Origin of the sequence: Stenomitos frigidus ULC18 (assembly GCF_003003795.1) — a bacterium.
Taxonomy (GTDB): Bacteria; Cyanobacteriota; Cyanobacteriia; order Leptolyngbyales; family Leptolyngbyaceae; genus Stenomitos; species Stenomitos frigidus_A.
The window spans coordinates 123,913-136,658 of sequence record NZ_PVWK01000098.1 but is presented as its reverse complement, the minus strand read 5'-3'; the positions used below and the strand labels follow the sequence as shown (position 1 = coordinate 136,658).

Annotated in this window: 15 protein-coding genes and 1 pseudogene; 8 read left to right on the top strand and 8 right to left on the bottom strand. The window is 51.3% G+C overall.

Annotated features, from left to right (window positions below; all coding sequences use genetic code 11):
• Positions 1–195 precede the first annotated feature (195 nt).
• The 6 genes from C7B82_RS18090 (at position 196) to C7B82_RS18065 (ending at position 4,462) form a co-directional block, all read left to right on the top strand.
• Positions 196–651 carry a GFA family protein gene (locus C7B82_RS18090; protein WP_106257669.1) on the top strand — a complete coding sequence of 152 codons (456 nt, stop codon included), beginning with the start codon at positions 196–198 and terminating at the stop codon, positions 649–651.
• 92 nt (positions 652–743) lie between these two features.
• Positions 744–2,045: a glycoside hydrolase family 10-like protein gene (locus C7B82_RS18085; protein ID WP_106257668.1), complete on the top strand. Its 1,302-nt coding sequence runs from the start codon at positions 744–746 to the stop codon at positions 2,043–2,045.
• Between the two features lie 87 nt (positions 2,046–2,132).
• A complete protein-coding gene (locus tag C7B82_RS18080; protein ID WP_106257667.1) occupies positions 2,133–2,549 on the top strand; it encodes a hypothetical protein in 417 nt (138 codons plus the stop codon).
• Positions 2,546–3,760 carry an NRAMP family divalent metal transporter gene (locus tag C7B82_RS18075; protein ID WP_106257666.1) on the top strand — a complete coding sequence of 405 codons (1,215 nt, stop codon included), beginning with the start codon at positions 2,546–2,548 and terminating at the stop codon, positions 3,758–3,760. Before C7B82_RS18080 ends, C7B82_RS18075 begins: the two co-directional genes overlap by 4 nt.
• Before the next feature lies 1 nt (position 3,761).
• Entirely contained in the window at positions 3,762–4,121 is a 360-nt protein-coding gene (locus C7B82_RS18070; protein WP_106257665.1) for a hypothetical protein, read from the top strand.
• Complete coding sequence (locus C7B82_RS18065; protein WP_106257664.1) at positions 4,121–4,462, top strand: hypothetical protein; 342 nt, start codon at positions 4,121–4,123, stop codon at positions 4,460–4,462. Before C7B82_RS18070 ends, C7B82_RS18065 begins: the two co-directional genes overlap by 1 nt.
• 38 nt (positions 4,463–4,500) lie before the next feature.
• On the opposite strand, the gene C7B82_RS18060 is transcribed toward C7B82_RS18065, so the two are convergent.
• The gene (locus tag C7B82_RS18060) at positions 4,501–5,235 is read right to left on the bottom strand and encodes a 2-phosphosulfolactate phosphatase family protein (protein ID WP_106257663.1); all 735 of its coding nucleotides are present in this window, start codon (positions 5,233–5,235) and stop codon (positions 4,501–4,503) included.
• A gap of 501 nt (positions 5,236–5,736) precedes the next feature.
• Between C7B82_RS18060 and C7B82_RS18055 the strand changes: the two genes are divergently transcribed.
• Positions 5,737–6,675 (top strand): phosphoribulokinase, encoded by a 939-nt coding sequence (locus tag C7B82_RS18055; RefSeq protein WP_106257662.1) that lies wholly within the window; start codon positions 5,737–5,739, stop codon positions 6,673–6,675.
• 160 nt (positions 6,676–6,835) lie between these two features.
• On the opposite strand, the gene C7B82_RS35195 is transcribed toward C7B82_RS18055, so the two are convergent.
• Together C7B82_RS35195 and C7B82_RS35190 are read right to left on the bottom strand one after the other, a co-directional pair.
• Positions 6,836–7,054 carry a hypothetical protein gene (locus C7B82_RS35195; RefSeq protein ID WP_245939973.1) on the bottom strand — a complete coding sequence of 73 codons (219 nt, stop codon included), beginning with the start codon at positions 7,052–7,054 and terminating at the stop codon, positions 6,836–6,838.
• Between the two features lie 38 nt (positions 7,055–7,092).
• A complete protein-coding gene (locus C7B82_RS35190) occupies positions 7,093–7,371 on the bottom strand; it encodes a hypothetical protein (RefSeq protein WP_219904564.1) in 279 nt (92 codons plus the stop codon).
• Positions 7,372–7,801: 430 nt separating this feature from the next.
• Between C7B82_RS35190 and C7B82_RS18045 the strand changes: the two genes are divergently transcribed.
• The gene (locus tag C7B82_RS18045) at positions 7,802–8,524 is read left to right on the top strand and encodes a helix-turn-helix domain-containing protein (protein WP_245939972.1); all 723 of its coding nucleotides are present in this window, start codon (positions 7,802–7,804) and stop codon (positions 8,522–8,524) included.
• Positions 8,525–8,597: 73 nt separating this feature from the next.
• On the opposite strand, the pseudogene C7B82_RS18040 reads toward C7B82_RS18045, so the two are convergent.
• The 5 genes and pseudogenes from C7B82_RS18040 to fabZ form a co-directional block, all read right to left on the bottom strand.
• A pseudogene (locus tag C7B82_RS18040) lies at positions 8,598–9,172 on the bottom strand (efflux RND transporter permease subunit).
• The gene (locus C7B82_RS33225; RefSeq protein WP_281259006.1) at positions 9,129–9,332 is read right to left on the bottom strand and encodes an efflux RND transporter permease subunit; all 204 of its coding nucleotides are present in this window, start codon (positions 9,330–9,332) and stop codon (positions 9,129–9,131) included. Before C7B82_RS33225 ends, C7B82_RS18040 begins: the two are co-directional and overlap by 44 nt.
• 524 nt (positions 9,333–9,856) lie before the next feature.
• Positions 9,857–11,224 carry a lipid-A-disaccharide synthase gene (gene lpxB, locus C7B82_RS18035; protein WP_106257704.1) on the bottom strand — a complete coding sequence of 456 codons (1,368 nt, stop codon included), beginning with the start codon at positions 11,222–11,224 and terminating at the stop codon, positions 9,857–9,859.
• A complete protein-coding gene (lpxA, locus tag C7B82_RS18030; protein ID WP_106257661.1) occupies positions 11,217–12,050 on the bottom strand; it encodes an acyl-ACP--UDP-N-acetylglucosamine O-acyltransferase in 834 nt (277 codons plus the stop codon). The genes lpxB and lpxA overlap by 8 nt, the downstream gene beginning before the upstream one ends.
• 140 nt (positions 12,051–12,190) lie before the next feature.
• Positions 12,191–12,739, bottom strand: coding sequence for a 3-hydroxyacyl-ACP dehydratase FabZ (gene fabZ, locus C7B82_RS18025; RefSeq protein ID WP_106257660.1), 549 nt, complete (start codon positions 12,737–12,739; stop codon positions 12,191–12,193).
• Positions 12,740–12,746: the final 7 nt, after the last annotated feature.

The window sequence follows — 12,746 nt, the reverse complement described above, 5'->3', positions numbered from 1 at the left end:
CCGATCGTTTTTTTAGGAGCCCACTATGCCTATGAATGCCTTGAAGCAAGCGATTTCAGCCTCATAACACCCATGCACTCAGTGTCATAAAGATAATCAAGCAGGCTACTTTCGACCGATCGCGCATATGGGGGCATTGCTCCGATGGTTAATACAAAGAATATTGTCGTCGCGCCAAGTGCAAAGGAGTAAACGATGACAGACAGTAATCGTCACACGACTGGTAAATGTAGATGCGGGCAGGTTCAGTTTGAAGTCAATTCAGAACCACTGATGACCATGGCGTGTCACTGCACGGGGTGTCAGCGGATGACGGCCAGCGCCTTTAGTTTGAGCACACTTCATCTCAGCAATGGCTTTAAAGTAACGTTGGGTGAACTTGTCATCGGCGGACTACATGGTGCAACGCGTCATTATTTCTGCGGAAACTGCATGAGTTGGCTGTTCACACGCCCGGAAGGGATGGATGACTTCGTTAATGTCCGATCGACTATGATGGACAATGCCCAATCTTTTAGTCCGTTTATCGAGACCTATACGGACGAAAAGCTGCCATGGGTAACCACGCCTGCTGTCCATCGCTTTAACAAATTTCCGTCGCCGGAGCAATTTCCAGCGCTGCTCTCCGAGTTTGCAAAACGACCTAACTAGACGGGCTAGCGAAGGAAAGAAGCAGTCAAGTGCGGCTCAGCAGTGCGTTGACCAGAAGCCCAGTTTCTTTCCGCCTTAAAGTCAATTTTACGATGCGTGTGTTTATTCATGTGTTTATTCACCAGAGCGGTCGATCGCTCCATTCTGCTAAGCAATTTGTGCTGAGTAGCAATCGCAAAGCATGGCTGTCCAAACTGAAAGGATTATTGGTGCTGCTGGTAGGTAGTTTGCTGCTAGTCGGTGTGACGGCTCCAATCACCCTACAGACTGTTGCTCAAAACACGATCGCCCCTCGTAGTGAAATTCGTGGCGTTTGGCTGACCAATGTCGATAGTGCCGTGTTGTTCAAGCCGACGGTGCTGAAAGACGCCGTGCAGCAACTCGCGCAATTGAACTTCAACACGCTTTATCCGGCTGTTTGGAATTGGGGCTACACGACTTATCCCAGCGCTGTGGCAAAACAGGCGATCGGGGCTGCGGTTGACCCACGCCCGATCGGGCTAGAGGGGCGTGATTCACTGGCAGAACTGGTGCAGCAGGCGCATCAGAAGGGCATTGCTGTACTTCCCTGGTTTGAATTTGGCTTCATGGCTCCCGAAGATTCGGCATTAGCGATCCGGCATCCCGACTGGCTAACGCAGCAGCGAGATGGTACGCAAGTTTGGCAGGAGGGCATTTATCCCCGCGTTTGGCTCAATCCGTTTAAGCCCGAAGTGCAGCAATTCATCCAGACGCTCATTCTGGAACTGGTGAGCAATTACGACATCGATGGCATTCAGCTCGATGACCATTTTGGGTTGCCCTACCAGTTTGGCTACGACGATTACACTGTCGAGCTTTACAAGCGTGAACATCAAGGCAAAGCGCCGCCAGCTAATCCCAAAGACCCTGCCTGGATTCGCTGGCGTGCCGATAAAATTACCAGCTTCACAACGCAACTTTTTCGTGCGATCAAAGCGCGAAAGAACGAGGTTCTACTCACGCTGTCGCCCAACAACTACGATTTTTCTTACAACCACTCCTTGCAGGATTGGCGTACCTGGCGACAGCAGGGGTTGATTGAAGAATTGGTGCTGCAAGTGTATGGCAATAAGCTGCAAGCGTTTACAGCGCAACTCCAGGCACCAGAAATTCAGGCCGCTCGCCAACATATTCCTACAGGCATCGGCATTTTGACGGGATTGAAAAAGCTCCCCGTGCCCATGCAGCAGGTGCGTGATCAAGTTCAGGCAGTCCGAAAGCAGCGCTTTGCTGGGGTATCGTTCTTCTTTTATGAGACGCTGTGGCAGTTGGTGGCTGAACCGGAAGCCGATCGCAAAACGGCCTTACAATCCCTATTTTCATCACCGGCTGTTCGACCCAATGTGATGAAAGGTTGGGTGCCACCCCGTTAAAATCTCTCCAGTGGTATACAAGTTAACCGTTCTGACATGCGGAAATAAGAGGAGGGAGGCTTTGTTCATTAAACGCGATCGCCAGCGATGAAATTGATTTGGGTCTTGAGTCCACTACTGCTTTTTGTCTCAACTGCCTGTAGCAGACTGTCTGCTAAAGACGTGACATCGGAACACTTAAAGACAATCGGTTCTTGGACTGCAACCGCGCAGATGGTGGCGGAATCCTGGGCTAAAGGATCGGTGCTTCAACCCTATGCGAAACAGACTTTAGAAAAAACGCAGCAAGAAATTGCCAAAGAAACGGAGTCGCTCTTCCAAGAATTGCCGCAAACGCGATCGCAGCTAGCGCCACCTCTTCAGCAACTGCAACAGACCATACAACAACTGTCGATAGCGGTAGATCAGCCAGAGAAAACCGCGATCACGGCACCTCTAAAGCAACTGATGGCAGAAGAAAAACAGCTTCAAACTCTGATTCAGTCACAGAGTAAGACACCATGAAGAAAACTCTGGAAATTGCGTTGGGGATTGCGACCAGCATTGGTGGTTTTTTGGATGTCGGCGCGATCGCAACGGCTGCCGAAGCAGGTTCGATCTTTGGCTTTGAACTCGTTTGGGCGGTGATTTTGGGCACCATCTGCGTCATCTTCTTAGTCGAGATGTCGGGTCGGTTAGCGGCGGTTAGCAAACACACGCTGGCAGCCGCTGTGCGAGAACGGTTTGGCTTTAACTTCTACATCTTGCCGCTGCTCGCGGAAGTCCTCGTCGATTTTTTGGTGCTGGGGGCTGAAATTGGCGGAGTCTGTATTGCCTTACAGCTGCTTACTGGCATTAGCTTCCAATGGTGGGCGCTGCCCGTCGCCTTTGCCATCTGGTTGCTGTTGTGGAAAGGCACCTTCAGCTTGATTGAAAATGGGGTATCCTTACTCGGCTTAATTACGCTGGTTTTTGTGGCGGCAATGGTGACGCTCAAAGCACCGATCGCGCCGATCGCCGCTGGACTGGTGCCCACATTGCCCACGCAGGACACGCCACGCTATCTCTTCATTGCGGTGAGCATCCTGGGCGCCATTATCAGCCCGTATCTGTTCTATTTCTACTCATCGGGCGCCATAGAAGACAAATGGGATGAAAGCTATTTAAGCGTTAACCGCATTGTTGCAACCTTGGGCATGGGCTTTGGCAGTATTGTTTCGCTGGGTGTGCTGGTCGTCGCCGCACTGGTGCTGAACCCCAGAGGCATTCAGGTAGATAGTTATGAGCAGGCAGCGCTCATGCTTACGCAACCATTCGGCTACTGGGGTTTCATTCTGTTTGCAGTCTCGCTGGGCATTGCCTGCTTTGGTGCGGCGTTAGAAGTCACGCTCGATACGGCTTACATTGTGGCGCAAGCCTTTGGGTGGAACTGGGGCGAAAATCTACATCCCAGAGAGGCGGCACGGTTCAGCATGGTTTATACCGTCTTTGTGGTTTTTGCCTCGCTGTTAATGGTGTTTGGCATCGATCCGCTACAGCTCACGCTATTTTCGATGGCGCTAACAGCCGTCATTTTGCCGATCGTGATGGTGCCCTTTCTCGTGCTGATGAACGACGAGAGCTATATCGGGCAATATCGCAATGGCTGGATTAGCAACAGCGCGGTGATTTTTATTATTGGGCTGACCTTTGTGATGGCGATCGTGGCGATTCCGCTCGAAGTGATGGGAGGTTGAGATGGACGTAATTCGGGATGTCTTGGATAACCAACTGGTCGATCGCAACCAGCGCAAGATGGGCAAAGTAGACGGCATTGTCATTGAACTGCGAGACAATCAGCCTCCCAGACTGGCGTACCTTGAAACTGGAGCCACCACTCTGGCTCGACGACTGCATCCACGCTTAGGACGCTGGATTGCTGCATGGCAAAGCAAATGGGGTGCAAAGCGATCGGAACCAGTTCGCATTCCCTGGTCAAAAATCCGCGACATTGGCATTGATGTCGAAGTTGATTTAGACGCAGAGGAAAGCCCAGCGCTTGCTTATGAGCAATGGTTGCGAGAAACCGTGGTGAAACGCATTCCAGGAGGTCGCTAATGGCAACCAACGAACGGCATCTCGAACTGCTATTGGGACGCTGTGTGTATGACGCAGCCGATCAACGAATCGGACTCATTGAGGAGATCCGCGCCGAGCAAGTCGGTGACGAGTGGGTCATTCAGGAATACCTGCTCGGTGCAACGGCAGTCCTGGAGCGTCTGTCTGCCTGGTCGCTGGGCGTGGGGTTCTTACGGTTACTGGGAGCCCGCAAGCTTCACATTGGCTATCGAGTGCCTTGGAATCAATTAGATTTAGCAGATGTGGATCGTCCACGCTTACGCTGCACGATCGAAGCCTTGCAAGAGCTACGCGAACAGCAAGAGGAGACAAGTCAGTAGACTAACACCATTAAACCAGGCATACTCCCCGCTGCAAGCTAGGCTTTGACCAACACGCCCAGTTCTCGTTGGATCGGGAGCACATCCAAAACATCTTGCTGAGAGCAATACTTCAGGTCTTCAATAATGTTCAGACGCAGCAAGCGTTTGCCGTGGCTGGCATGGTGAAATAAGCCGAGTAGATCGTCTTGCCATTGACGGTAAAGGCTAACGGCTGCGATCGTCTCATCATTGCCCGCCAGGTCATCAAGCGAGCAGCCGAGTTCGATTTGCAACCCATCGACGATCGCGCCTGCACACACTGTATCCTCTAGCGAAAAGCTACCTTCCCAACCAGAGCCGACAATCCAGACCGTTTCGGGTTGGTGCTGGATGAGATGTTGCACAACAGCCCGACGGTTAATTAACGCCGCTGCCAGCACGGTAGGAGCCGCTTCGATGCATTGAAGTGCCCGTGTGCCATTGGTTGTGCTGATAAATAAGCGACGACCGCCCACTCGCTCTGGGGTACAGTCCAGGGGCGAATTGCCAAAATCAAAGCCTTCGACCTGCGAACCACCCCGTTCGCCAGCGCGAATCCGCTTCTCCGGTGCCCATGTCTCGCTGACTGCCAGCAGTTTGTCTAAGTCGCTAAACGCCTGCACCGCTTCTGCACCCGATCCCAGAGCCGTCGCGATCGTGCTGGTGGCTCTTAACACGTCAACTGCGATCGCGCAATCAGCAACCATTTTTGTCGGTGTTGATTCAGGCGTATGAAAAACAAATACTTTCATGGGGATTCCGTAAGTGCAAGGGATAACAAGTGAAATTTGGCACGTTTATTGAGCCGTTCTGCCCCAAAAGACGCTATCGAAAGCGTTGCTTTTGGATGTATGGCAATAGCCACCTGGGTTAGGGCGGGGTGCAGGGATGGAACCCCTGGCTGGGGGCATTGCCCCCCACAAACCTTTGATCCCAATGTCCTAAGCTCTATGGCGACAGCTAGTATGTGTTTGCTCTAGACACACAGAATAGCAGAACAATTCTTAATAAAGATTTTAGGTGCTCAGCATTACTGATAATAGATGAAAGCCTGAAGACTTAAAGTTTCGGTTTGGATATGAAGGCAATCAACGAGTTGCTTTTATTTCTTTTTGCAGCACTATCTACATTGACAACTTCATTGTTGAACTTTGCAGCTTGGAGGTGCCTTTGATTGCATCTTTTCCCACTCCCTACTTAAAATAAGCCAAATTCGTCAAAACCGTTACTAAACGGCTCGTACTGGAGGAATCATGACCGATCGCCCGATTATGCTTGGCATTGTTGGTGATAGCGCTGCTGGCAAAACTACACTCACCAAAGGTATTGCCCAATTTCTGGGGCCTGAAAACGTGACCGTCATTTGCACGGATGATTATCATCGGTACGATCGCAAGCAGCGTGCTGAACTAGGTATCACAGCACTGCATCCAGATTGCAACTATCTCGATATCATGCAACAGCATTTGTCCCAGCTCCGCACCGGGCAGCCGATCCTCAAACCCATCTACAACCACAAGACTGGGACGTTTGACGCGCCGGAATACATTAAGCCCAATAAGTTTGTGGTCGCTGAGGGGCTGCTAGGGTACTCCACGCGTGGTGTCCGTGCCGCTTACGACGTCAAAGTTTATCTTGCCCCGCCAGAGGAACTGCGGGCACAGTGGAAGATCAAGCGAGACACCCAAAAGCGTGGCTACACAGAAGAGCAAGTGCGGGCAGAAATGCTTAAGCGCGAACCCGATTCTGATGCGTATATTCGCCCCCAACGACAGTGGGCAGATCTGGTAGTCAGCTTCTACCCGACTCCTGGACACGCCAGCGAAGGCAATGGCAATCTTAACGTTCGTCTTGTCCTGCGACCCAATATTCCTCACCCTGATCTCACTCAAGTGGTCACGACCAATGCGACGCACTCTGACTCTGCGATTCGTCTGGGCTTGGATCGAGATATGGGGAAACCGGTCGATGTGTTAGAGATTGATGGTAATGCGACCAGTGAGCAAGTGACCAATCTGGAGAAGTTTATTTGTGGTGACATTCCCCATTTGCTTGCAGCCTGCGATCGCTCAACAAACCCAGAACTGGGTAAAGTGACCGGCACCACTGGCGAAACGCTACAGAGCTACCCTCTAGCACTAACGCAACTATTAATTGCGTATCACGTGTTGAAGGCGACCCAACTCCGCTAAGCGGCCTCTCCAAAACAAGCGACACGAAGAATGGTGTTCGTGTCGCTAAGCAAGATGACAGCGCACTAGCCGATAAGACGATCGCGGTTTTCCAGTGTAGCGATGTCTCTAATCGGGTTAGCAGCAATCGGGTTAGCGGCAACCAATCAGCCTACAGGAATCAAGCAACCCGATCACTGTACGTTTTGGCAATACATCTAGTAACGGCTGCTTTGACAATCACCTTTGCTGGAATGCCGACTGCGGAGGCATTGGCCGGCACATCACTCAGTACTACAGCATTAGCGCCAATTTGAGCCCCATTGCCGATGGAGACCGGACGGATAATCTTCGCACCACTGCCGATCGCGACATTGCTGCCGATGGTCACTGCTGACACGATCGTGACTTGCTGAAAAATCAGGCAGTTAGGTCCAATTACCGCTTCTGGATGAATGACAATCCCATTTGGATGGGCATCACTAGCCCGCCTTGAATGCGGCAGTTAAGTGGAATGTCTGCGCCTGTGACAGCACTCCAAAAGCGGTGCTGTGCGACGTAATACTTGGTAAAAAAGTAACCCAGCACCCCACCGCGCCCTTGCCAAGTTTGATAGTTGCGTATTGTTTTAAGCAGTCGTCGCGCCGGATCCCACCACTGGAGAGCTTGCTCACGGCTCCAATCTGGTTCTAACGGCGAAATGTTCCAGGAAATCATAGGTTTGGCATGCGTTCGTCTACTTTATCTATGCCCAGCCGCCGATGGGTTCAGTAAAAGTTTGACCGATCTTCAAGGAAATAATATTTCTAGGTAGCGTATTACACAGGAAGTGTATTTAAAGTAGGCTTTGCCCCTCAGAAAATGGCTGTACAGTCGGTCAAGCAATGAAAAGCTCACGCGTCCCAACATCAAGCGCCAACCACACCCACCGCTTGGTCCCTTTGTCAGCCACAACAGTTGGGACAACGCCGGAAGAGAGGAATACTTGACATGAGGGATACAAAGAACAATTTTCGCCCATTTTATCTGTCCTTTACGAAAAAGCACTACCCTTTGTCTATTCACTAATAGGCTTTGGAACTGACTCTATCAACCTGAGCGATAGAACAGAGTTGTTGGGTAATAAGCCTAAACAATCTTGAAACCAATGACTAGCAAGCGTTTCAGCGATTTTCATTCAAAATCTTTGAAATCCAGTCTGTGTAAGCATTTCAGCGATTTTGATCGCTATTTCCCAACAGGTTTAACAAAGATTCATTGGTATCTACCCCACTTCCGCAACTTCTCTCGCGGCGACTTTGAAGACATCTATAATGGGGCGATCGCGTTCGATCAAGCCCTCAATTATAACACGCTGGCGTGTAAAATGTCTAGTCAAGATGGAACTAAACAAGGTGGAAGTAAATATCAGCCCTTGTTAGACGTGTTGCGTCAGAGCGATCAATTACAAATCACCCTGACGTTTGCCGAAATCGAAGCCCTGTTGGGTGAAGGCTTGCCACCCTCTGCTCGTAGCAAACGTGGTTGGTGGAGCAATCGTAGTCAGGGCGCACTGCAAGCCACTGCCTGGATGTCGGCAGGTTATCTGGTTGAGGCGATCGAACTGGATAACGAGCAGGTTACCTTTTCCAAACCACCTCAAGTCTATAGAGTGCAGTGCCTTGACGATACGTTGCAGTGGAATAGTGAGCTCATCCGTGCGTTGCGGCTACATATGGGGTTAACGCAAGCAGATATGGCTAGAGAATTAGGCGTTCGTCAACAAACAGTGAGCGAATGGGAGAAGGGCGTTTATGCTCCTACCCGTGCCAGTTCAAAGCACTTGACTTTGGTGGCAGAGAAGGCGTCGTTTCGCTATGAGGTTTACTAAATTAGCCATTTTTGCAAGGACGTTAGATGTAACGTCCTTGCAAAAATGGCTGCCTTGCAAAGGGTGCCATAAACTATGCCACTGGGGCTTTTGCGGTTTCTGGCTTGGCCTGACCTTTGCGCCAGCGACGTTTGGAGAACTTATCTTGCCAGGACTCAACGTAGGTATAGAACACAGGCGTTAAGAACAGGGTGAGAAACTGCGAGAATACTAAACCACCAACGACCGCTAAACCGAGTGGTCGGCGGACATCGGCTCCAGCACCCAAACCAAGAGCGATCGGCAACGTTCCATCAACGCTGCCATCGTTGTCATCATAATGGGGCGAAACCGTACCAAACAGGCTTCGTAAATGGCATCATGAGCGCTTTTGCCCTCCTTCCGCGCTTCCACCGCAAAGTCGATCATCATCATCCCGTTCTTCTTCACAATGCCGATGAGCAAGATGATGCCAACGAACGCATAGATATGTCTGGCGGCGGCGGCGATCGCTGCCTGCACATCCTGCGCCGCACCATCAATATCCCGACTTAGATCGAACTGCAGCGTAATTTGCGATTGCCCCAGCGAACTGGTCGAATTCATCGAACTGATGCCCGCAATGCTAGAAAACTGCTGCTCTAGAGGTGTTGCAACGGATGCAGCCATCGTTTTGGGGTTTGTTTGCTCCAGGTAAACTTGCCGACACCTGGATGGTTGGATAGTCCACGTTTGGTAAATCGCTGACCGGGAGCAAGCGATAGCTCATCAGTCCAAAGATCAGCACACCCACCATGATGAGCGTAGTCATGAGCGGACGCCGGATCAAGAGTGAAGAGAGGTTCGTGAGGGTGAGGAGAGGGCGCAATGGACGAAGAGGAGTGTGCGAAAACGCCGCTATGGAACGACATCCCTTTCAATACTCAGTGAGAGAGAAGTAAAAGCCGCGAAAACACAAACCCATATCGATTTAGACAGTTCTTCCTGCAAATACGATCAGTCGTAGGGATAGATGTGAGCGCTACGTCAGTGATTTTGCTTTTATAGCTGTTGCCACAAAGCTTAGGACATTGGGATCAAAGGGGGAGTGGGGGCGTGCCCCCAGCCAGGGGTTCCACCCCTGCACCCCGTCCTAACCAGTATGGCTATGGCTATACTTCATGGCAAAAAATATCTCTACAGCTAGTTGCCGTAGTCACCCTTTGAACGGAGTCAAAAGCGGTTGGAGTTCGCTGGCCCTGAGATTGGGGGAACAGACCGATTAAATGAAAGATGCTTTCAGGGGTTGAGGCGGTGGAATTCCAAGCCTGGGAACAACGTCTCCAAACCCTTGTTGCTAATAGTGGTGGCTATCTACTGATTAGTTTCGTTGGATGCTAAGACGACAGTTTGATCGACAACCAGGTTGAGTATTTCTTGAGCCGCTCGATCACAGACACCAGCCTCACCCAGCGATCGACGCATTTCTTGGTAGCCAGCTAGCATCGTCTCACGGCTGTTAGCGTCAAGCAGCAGTGCAAGCGATGCCTGGACAAGGTTTTCAGGGGTTGCCTCGTCTTGCAAAAATTCAGGCACGATCGAGCGCATCTCTACCAAATTAGGTGGTGAGACAAAGGGTACGGAAATTTTGAGCAAACGGTCTAAAATCCAGGCAGTCACTGGATTCACCTTATACATCACCACTTGAGGCACATTCAGCAGAGCAATCTCTAGATTGACGGTGCCTGATTTTGTAATCGCTAAATCGGCCGCCGCGATCGCCTGGAGTGTGAGCGATGTCGCTGCTGAGTCATTGGCTGCGGCCTGTGGTTCTGCCAGGATCGTTGCCTGCAAGCCGTAGCGCTGAATCGCTTGCTCAATCAGCGCACGATACTTGGTCAACGCGAGCGGAATCCAAAAGTGAACCTCAGGTAATTTCGCTTGAATTTGCCGTGCCGCTTCAAACATGACTGGCATCAGATACTTTAACTCCTGCTGCCGAGACGCTGGCAACAGCACGATCGCGACCTGATCAGACGATATCCCCAGAGCCAAACGAGCGCTTTCTCGGTTCAGAGCACCTTGCATGCGATCGAGCAACGGGTGTCCGACCCAGGCAACCTGTCCGCCCTTACGGCGGAAATAGCTAGCTTCTCCAGGAAAAATTGCCAGAATCCGCTTTGTCGCTTTGACCACCAGATCAGACCGAAACAGCTTGACCCCCCACGGCCACCGATCGCCCCAAACCCATTCTTGTGGTGCAATATAGTAGACGATCGGTGCATCCGGAAAGCGCTCTGGAAAATACTCACAGAACGCCAGATTGGGGCCCATGTAGTCGATCAAGACGACCAAATCCGGTGGGTACTGCTGTAAGTACTGCTTGGCTTGACGCTGCACCCGCAGGGTGGGTAAGACAAACGGGAGTGATTCAAAAATGCCCATTGACCCGATCGCGCTGGTATGGGCTAACAACGTTGCACCTGCCGCTGCCATGCGATCGCCACCCATTGCCAGCAGTTCTAGCGTGAGCCCCCTGTGTTCCGATTGACGTTTCAGGGCTTGAATCAACAGCGAACCCTGGAGATCGCCAGAAACCTCGCCCGTGCTGATAAAAATCCGAACCGTGCGAGAGGCCTGATTCACCGCTGGGCTCTGATTCACCGCTGAGCTAGAAAGGGCTAAGTCTTGATCCACGTCCCCACTTCCCGGCTCGTCTGTTTCATTCCTTGGCTCAGTCATCATCGTCACCTGGCGTTCCTACCCGTCTACCGGGAATAGGTCCGCGTCTCCCTGACTGCTGAGAAAGCTGTAGAAACCGCTGGAGGTGCTGCACATGCTCGTCATAAGGCAGTAGATCCAGCTTCTCCAACGCTTCTTTAAGGGTTAGCCCAGAGCGGTAAAGGATGCGAAAGGCTTGCTTCAGCGCCAGAAATGTCTGGCCGCCTGTAGCATCGACAAAGCCTGCGCGTTTGAGACCAACCAGATTGAGCGATCGCACCTTTGCCGGATTGCCTTCAACAAGCGTATAGGGGGGGACGTCGCGATTGATGCGGCTCATCCCACCAACCATGGCATGTCGCCCAATATGGACAAATTGATGTACACCAAACACACCGCTCAAACGAGCTTTTGATTCAATGTGCACATAGCCTGAGAGCGCCACCGCATTCGAGATGACCACCTGATCTTCGATGACGCAGTTGTGCCCAACATGGACGTATGCCATCAATAAATTGCCATTACCGACGATCGTTGCCTCCTTTTCAAAGGTAGGCCGGTTAATGGTGACATATTCACGGATGTAATTATCATCCCCAATGCTGACCAATCCTTCCGAGCCGTCGTATTTCAAGTCTTGTGGCTCTGAACCAATCGTGGCACTTGGAAAAATGCGCGTTCTGGCACCGATTTCTGTCCAGCCGTCAAGGACAACATGAGGACCGATAGTCGTCTCTGGACCAACTTTGACCCGTGCTCCAATCACAGCATATGCACCCACCTGCACCGTCGGGTGCAAGTCAGCACCAGGATGAATCACAGCCGTTGGATGAATTAGGGTTGCCATAAAGTTATCAGCGATCGGTAATGAAGTAAAAGCGTTTGTGTGTGAGGTTGGAACTGATAACGCAACAGACTTAAAGCCTTTCTAGAGCACTCTAAGGGCATCAGACAGATTGTAGAGAAGCGCCCCGCAAAACTCGGGCTTCAGTCAACCAGAGCAAAGGTCAGTTCACCCTCAGCAACCAGGCGACCGTCAACTTCAGCGCGCCCCTGCATTGTCCCAAACCGACGACGCTTCACAGATAAAAGTTCCACCGTCATGACGAGCTGGTCACCTGGTACGACGGGCCGACGAAACCGCACCTTATCAATGCCCGCAAACATAAAGAGTCCTCCCTGAATATCTGCCATCTGCGTCAGCACAACGCCTCCCACCTGCGCCATTGCTTCCACAATGAGAACACCCGGCATAATCGGGCGACCCGGAAAGTGTCCTTGAAAATGCGGTTCGTTAAACGTCACGTTTTTGATGCCAACAGCGAGCTTTCCTGGTGAGTACTTAATGATGCGATCAACCAACGAAAACGGATAACGATGAGGCAGAAGTTTTTGAATTTCTTCGATCGAAATAATCATTTCTTCTGCTTCTGGATGGGAATGCCCAGACGCAATGTGATCGGTCTCGGCTTGAGTATGAGTGGTTACGTGGCTGGAAGACGCGCCGGGAGTATTGACATCAGTAAAGATCGACATGAGTTTA

What these genes read in the sequence shown, in the direction of transcription:
- lpxA (WP_106257661.1), bottom strand. Translation starts at nt 12,050, where the DNA reads ATGGCAACCCTAATTCATCCAACGGCTGTGATTCATCCTGGTGCTGAC.
- fabZ (WP_106257660.1), bottom strand. Translation starts at nt 12,739, where the DNA reads ATGTCGATCTTTACTGATGTCAATACTCCCGGCGCGTCTTCCAGCCAC.
- C7B82_RS18085 (WP_106257668.1), top strand. Translation starts at nt 744, where the DNA reads ATGCGTGTGTTTATTCATGTGTTTATTCACCAGAGCGGTCGATCGCTC.
- C7B82_RS18060 (WP_106257663.1), bottom strand. Translation starts at nt 5,235, where the DNA reads ATGAAAGTATTTGTTTTTCATACGCCTGAATCAACACCGACAAAAATG.
- C7B82_RS18055 (WP_106257662.1), top strand. Translation starts at nt 5,737, where the DNA reads ATGACCGATCGCCCGATTATGCTTGGCATTGTTGGTGATAGCGCTGCT.
- C7B82_RS18090 (WP_106257669.1), top strand. Translation starts at nt 196, where the DNA reads ATGACAGACAGTAATCGTCACACGACTGGTAAATGTAGATGCGGGCAG.
- C7B82_RS35190 (WP_219904564.1), bottom strand. Translation starts at nt 7,371, where the DNA reads ATGATTTCCTGGAACATTTCGCCGTTAGAACCAGATTGGAGCCGTGAG.
- C7B82_RS18075 (WP_106257666.1), top strand. Translation starts at nt 2,546, where the DNA reads ATGAAGAAAACTCTGGAAATTGCGTTGGGGATTGCGACCAGCATTGGT.
- C7B82_RS18070 (WP_106257665.1), top strand. Translation starts at nt 3,762, where the DNA reads ATGGACGTAATTCGGGATGTCTTGGATAACCAACTGGTCGATCGCAAC.
- C7B82_RS18080 (WP_106257667.1), top strand. Translation starts at nt 2,133, where the DNA reads ATGAAATTGATTTGGGTCTTGAGTCCACTACTGCTTTTTGTCTCAACT.
- C7B82_RS18065 (WP_106257664.1), top strand. Translation starts at nt 4,121, where the DNA reads ATGGCAACCAACGAACGGCATCTCGAACTGCTATTGGGACGCTGTGTG.
- lpxB (WP_106257704.1), bottom strand. Translation starts at nt 11,224, where the DNA reads ATGACTGAGCCAAGGAATGAAACAGACGAGCCGGGAAGTGGGGACGTG.
- C7B82_RS18045 (WP_245939972.1), top strand. Translation starts at nt 7,802, where the DNA reads ATGACTAGCAAGCGTTTCAGCGATTTTCATTCAAAATCTTTGAAATCC.